Here is a 4,315-nt window from a genome sequence, read left to right on the forward strand (position 1 = left end):
GTTCTTGCGACATGCCTGCAAGAATACGAAGATCGGGATGGGTAGGCAAACAAAAACGCCGACCCGAGGGTCGGCGTTTCGCGCTCGATTGAGCCAGCCGCTTCGTTAGCCGCGGCGGCGGCGTTCGCCCGCCAGGACCAGTGCGCCCGCCATCAGCGTCAGTGCGCCGGTGCCGGAGATGGCGTCGATTTCGGGAACAACGGGCGGTTCGCCGCAGGTGCCGTTGTTGCCGCCGCTTGCGACGGTGCCGCTGCCGCCGCTGGTGCCCAGGCCGGAGCAGGCGGTGCCCAGCGTGTCGATGGAGATATCCAGCGCGGTAGTGGCCAAGCCGTTAATCCTAATCTGCACGGACGTGGCGGTGGCCTCGTTGCCCGCGATCTGCGAGAACAGGAAGTCCGCGTAGGCGGGCAGGACAAGACCACTGGCGAAGAGTACCGAGTTGGTGGTGATGTCGGTGAACGCTCCACCATTGATGGCGACACCGAATATACCGTTGAGGTCGGTCGCCGCCAGGGTAAGGCGGAAGGCATTCTGGGTGCCGCCCACGGTCAAATCGACAGGCCCACCCAGGTCGAAGTCGAGGATGGAGGTGCCGGTGACGCCGGAACCCTGGCTGTGGGCGTAGACGCCGGGGTTGGTGCTTGTGTCGATCTGCACATCGGTGAAATCGCCCGAGCTGGTGATGCTTACGTCGCGGCCATAACCACCGGACGCATTGCCTGCGGGATCGTTAGAAAGCACCGGAAGGGACACGCCAGCGCTGGCATCATAAGTGTCGCCATTGAAGTCATCGATTACCAATGCGTTGGCGGAGCCAGCGGCGAGGGTGGCCATGACGGCCAGGGGTAGTGTTAACTTTTTCATGTAGGGGTTCCTTCCTTGTTGTCTGGTTGCAGGTCCGACTTTTTCCAGAGAATGATCAAATCTTTCTCGGCCAGGATTAAAGCACCAACCATACCAATCGTGATAACGGATTGAAATAAATATGTTTTTTTTAACGGTTGTGCGGCTCATATAAGCCAGTTAGAGAAGGTGTAAAAAAAACTGACGTTGGGCCGGGCCTTTCAAATTGGCTTTTTTGTGGGCGCTTTGTTTGGGTTTGATAGCCACGATGGCGGCGGGCGGCTTCCGTCAATCTTCCCGTCCCAAGCCCTTGATGATGTAGCCCCCCGACTTCTCGTCGAACTCCAATTCCAGCAGCTTCCGCGCCTGGGCCTCTTCCAGCAGCTTCGCGAAGGTGCGGAAGCCATGGTAGGTCTCGTTGAAGCCCGGCTTCCGCCGCTTCAATGCCTGCTTGACCATCGACCCCCACACCTTTTCTTCTTCGCCCCGCTCCTTGAACAAGTCTTCGACCGTTTCCATCACCCAGTCCAGGGCTTGTTGATTTTTGTCATCATCAGTTTTTCTATCACTCGCCGGTGCCGCTAGCTTGGTGGACTTGCCCGCCTTCGACTTGCCCTTGCGTTGCCGTTTGGTCTCGGTTTCCCGCACCAGATCGTCGTAGAAAATGAACTCATCGCAATTGGCGATAAGCAGGTCGGATGTGGACTTCTTTACGCCGACCCCGATGACGATTTTGTTATTTTCCCGCAGCTTGCTGACTAGGGCCGAGAAGTCAGAATCACCGCTGATAATCACAAAAGTATCGACATGCGACTTGGTGTAACACAGATCCAAGGCGTCCACGACCATGCGGATGTCGGCGGAATTCTTGCCGGACTGGCGCACATGGGGAATCTCGATGAGTTCGAAGGCCGCCTCGTGCATGGACGCCTTGAATTCCTTGTAACGGTCCCAGTCGCAGTAAGATTTTTTGACAACGATATTGCCTTTCAGCAGCAGGCGCTCCAGCACCTTCTGAATATCGAAGGCGGAATACTTTGCGTCACGGACGCCCAGGGCGACGTTTTCGAAATCACAGAACAGAGCCATGATGCGGGTGGCGGAGGATTGGGGCATGGGATTATGACCGGGTTGGGATTCAGTAGAGGCCGTGCGGCAGAGATATAAAACGGGCTGTCCCGCGCTATTGAAGTGTAATGGTTTTGGAGTTTTTGCCCCGGGGATGAGGCGGGCCTGCTATGTCCCGGCTCTTTAGATAAATTAGGAGTTACGCGGCTTTTTGCTTGTAGTCCCGCCCCTTCGACTGCGCTCAGGACAGGCTTCAGGCGGCCATTTGCCGCCTGAAGGCGGGATTACGAACACTTTAAGGCATTGAATAACAAGAACTGCGCAAGTCCTAATAAATATAGATGGCGGTCGGGGAAAGCTTCATTTGATCGCCCTCACCCCAACCCTCTCCCAGAGGGAGAGGGGGCAAGATGTTCAATTTGTGACTGAACACAGTATAAGCTGCGGTTAGGCCAAGGCTTCCACAGAGTAGCGCACCCACAGGCGATGCTCCCCGCCCGGCGGGATAGCGACCACATCTTCCGCCGCGTTGGCGCTCTCCACGCAGACCATGCCTAAATAGCCCTCCTCGGTCATGTCCCCCATCTTCCGGGCTTTTTCATCCCAAGGATTCCACACCACGGTGGAGTGGCTGCCTTGCTTCTCGATGCGGAGGCGGCGGTGCAGGCCGGGATCCACGATCAGGCAGTCGGCGGCGGTGTTGAGATAAACGCGGTCGGTTTCCCCGGTGAAGGCGATGGCGCCCGCCTGCCGCTTACGCTGGCCACCCTCCACTTTGTCCAGGTATTCGCAGCCGTCCAAGCCTGCCACGCTGATGCCGCGCACATCGCTCACCGCGAAATAAGCGTGCAGCGCCTCGCCGATGACCACGGGGGCGTCCGTGGCGTTGCGGGTGAGGAGTTCGATTTCCAGCGCCGCGCCCAGGGTGTAGTGGATTTCCAGCGGCGTGGCGTGGGGCCATTGGGCCAGGCTGGCGTCGGTCGCGACCAGCCGGAAGCCGAGCCGGGTGGCGTCATCGTCCAGCGATTGCGCCTCGATAGGCTCCCAGGCAGTCGAGCGGGCAAAGCCGTGGGTCGGAAAACCGGACTCGCCCCGGTGCGGCCCGAACCAGGGCCAGCAGACCGGCACGCCGCCCCGCACCGACTTGCCCGGCCCGAATTTGGCCAGGGGCGACAGCCAGATGACTGGCGCTTGGGCGTGGGGGGTCCAGTTGAGCAAGTGGGCGCCTTGCAGGGCGATGGTGCCCGCGCACAAGGCGTTGCTGACTTCGACCACCGGCATTCCGTGCGGGCTGGTGGTGAAGCTGGCTGCTCCGGGGATGCCGAGGCGATGTTCTAAATCAAGGGCGTGGGCTGAGTCCATGTGTCCTCCGTGATGTGGGGGTAGGGCGGGCGCGGTCAAGGGAGGGAAGGTTAAGCGGATGGCCCGCCTAGGACAAGCGGGTAGTTTGTCGGCGGGGTTGTCCGCGATGATTTCTCCGAGCTTGAGCGCGCCGGTGTTTTTGCCGCCCCGAACCGGCGTCTGTCGGCGGGCGCCCGACAAATTGTTGGATATTTGCCATTTCAATCCTTGCGGTCCAGCGGCGCGGGCCAAGTCCAGCGCGGTTTGTTGGAGAAGGCCGATCCAGAAAACATCTGGCCCATAAATTGCTTGGGCACCTTTCATCGACATCCCGGCCATGACTTACCCAGAGGGAGGCACCCATGACCCCTGACACCCTGCTAGGCATCCTGATTTTATCCCTGATTCTCCTTCCTTCCGCTTGTATCGTCTGGAATGACATCCGCAAGGCCCGGCGCTTGTCTAGGATCAAGCAGAATCGTCGCCATTATTGGGGGGCGATGCGGTCATAATCATCGTCCGCGCCATGGGGAAGCCCGTGCTGATCGGCGGACATAAAAAAGCCCGGCCTAGGCCGGGCTTTTGCTGTTCTGAGCTTGGGATTTTGCCCCAAGGTTCGGATTTTCCTTCGGGAATCTTTGAATTCATGGAGGGTGATGGGATTCGAACCTACGGCCTACACATTACGAATGAGCAAAAAACTAAAAATGGCGACATCAAAAAACACAAAAGCAATTAAAATCATTGGCTTAGCCTAATTCTTATGCCGTGACTGCCCGCCGTTTGTTGTCTGCTTTTGTCCCTGAGTGCCCCAGGGCAATCGCGCTATCTCCCCCCTTGACAAGGAGTGAGATACATTGAGGGCTTTTTATGTTGCCTGACCCTCGCCCCTATTTTGCCGATTTGGTTGATCCTCGCCGGCAAACCAAGAACAAGCCACACAAGTTGAGCGATATCCTCATGATCGTGTTCTGCGCGGTTCTCGCGGGGATCGAGGGCTGGGTCGGCATGGAGGATTCCGCCATGGAAGAGGATGCCTGGTTTCGTGGCTTCCTGGAACTGC

The 4,315-nt window shown here is 58.4% G+C and carries 4 protein-coding genes; 1 reads left to right on the forward strand and 3 read right to left on the reverse strand.

The features are described 5' to 3' along the window. Nucleotides 1–105 precede the first annotated feature (105 nt). The 3 genes from ACXWUF_RS19445 to ACXWUF_RS19455 all read right to left on the reverse strand — a co-directional run bounded on the left by ACXWUF_RS19445 (nt 106) and on the right by ACXWUF_RS19455 (nt 3,273). The gene (locus ACXWUF_RS19445; protein ID WP_458496239.1) at nt 106–864 is read right to left on the reverse strand and encodes a VPEID-CTERM sorting domain-containing protein; all 759 of its coding nucleotides are present in this window, start codon (nt 862–864) and stop codon (nt 106–108) included. Between the two features lie 267 nt (nt 865–1,131). Then, nucleotides 1,132–1,959, reverse strand: a complete 828-nt coding sequence (locus ACXWUF_RS19450; RefSeq protein WP_458496240.1) for an NYN domain-containing protein — start codon at nt 1,957–1,959, stop codon at nt 1,132–1,134. A gap of 399 nt (nt 1,960–2,358) precedes the next feature. After that, nucleotides 2,359–3,273 (reverse strand): D-hexose-6-phosphate mutarotase, encoded by a 915-nt coding sequence (locus ACXWUF_RS19455; protein WP_458496241.1) that lies wholly within the window; start codon nt 3,271–3,273, stop codon nt 2,359–2,361. Between the two features lie 849 nt (nt 3,274–4,122). Between ACXWUF_RS19455 and ACXWUF_RS19460 the strand changes: the two genes are divergently transcribed. Continuing rightward, a partial coding sequence (locus tag ACXWUF_RS19460; RefSeq protein WP_458496242.1) for a transposase family protein occupies nt 4,123–4,315 on the forward strand: 193 nt, incomplete at its 3' end.

It is taken from the genome of Methylomagnum sp. (genome assembly GCF_054333355.1).